Source organism: Mycolicibacterium peregrinum, from assembly GCF_001665625.1.
Lineage (GTDB): Bacteria > Actinomycetota > Actinomycetes > Mycobacteriales > Mycobacteriaceae > Mycobacterium > Mycobacterium peregrinum_B.
Genome location: NZ_LZSY01000015.1, coordinates 1 through 733, shown reverse-complemented (window position 1 = coordinate 733; position 733 = coordinate 1). Strand labels below are relative to the sequence as shown.

General features: G+C 61.3%; 2 protein-coding genes. Both read left to right on the top strand.

The window, feature by feature from the left end; translation table 11 throughout:
- Window positions 1-77, top strand: a 77-nt coding sequence (locus A5779_RS34930) for a DUF5078 domain-containing protein (protein ID WP_131811548.1), incomplete at its 5' end; no start/stop codon positions are given.
- A 416-nt stretch (window positions 78-493) separates the two neighbouring features.
- A partial coding sequence (locus tag A5779_RS01755) for an MmpS family transport accessory protein (RefSeq protein ID WP_236734618.1) occupies window positions 494-733 on the top strand: 240 nt, incomplete at its 3' end.

Here is a 733-nt window from a genome sequence, read left to right as displayed (position 1 = left end):
AGTGCGTCGCGGCCAACACCACCGACGTCTGCCAGAACTACCCACCCAACGACATGTCGGTCTGGGACTGGCACTGATCCGAGGATTTCCAACGGGCTGGGTCCGGCCGCCGACACGGCAGCGGGCCCAGCCCGATTCCGTTAGCTCCATCACAATCAGCATTCCGATGCCTCGGCATCTTCCGGCCTGACGGCCCCGTAAATGTATCCTGACCTGCGGCTACGCGCCGGGTCGCGACGGTGGCCCGCCACCTGTGGCCGGGCAGCACCCTGGGCGCACGATCACAGCTGTGTCACCGTTTTGCCACTCATTTAAATAGGCTAATATCTCGCTAAGTTTTTAGTTAGCCATTCGGCTAGACAGCGAGGCGTATCGAGGTGAACATGGTGCACGGGTGCTCCCCCATCGGCTGCCATGCCACAAGCATGGCGATGTCGCCTCGCCGCCCCAATGCCCACTTTGCCCACAACCGACGGACCGGTGCCATTTCACGATGACCAACGCGACGAAAAGCTCTCGCCGGAAACAGTTTTCGATTTCTGGCCTGGCCAAGAAGTTCTGGATCCCCCTGATCATCGTCGTGGTGGTGTTGGTAGGTGGGTTCACGGTGATGCGGGTGCGCACGTTCTTCGGTGCAGGCAATGGCTCGGGGATCTCCAGCGCGAAGGTCGATGACACCAAGCCGTTCGACCCCAAGGTCGTGGTCTACGAGATCTACGGCGTGCCCGGTGCG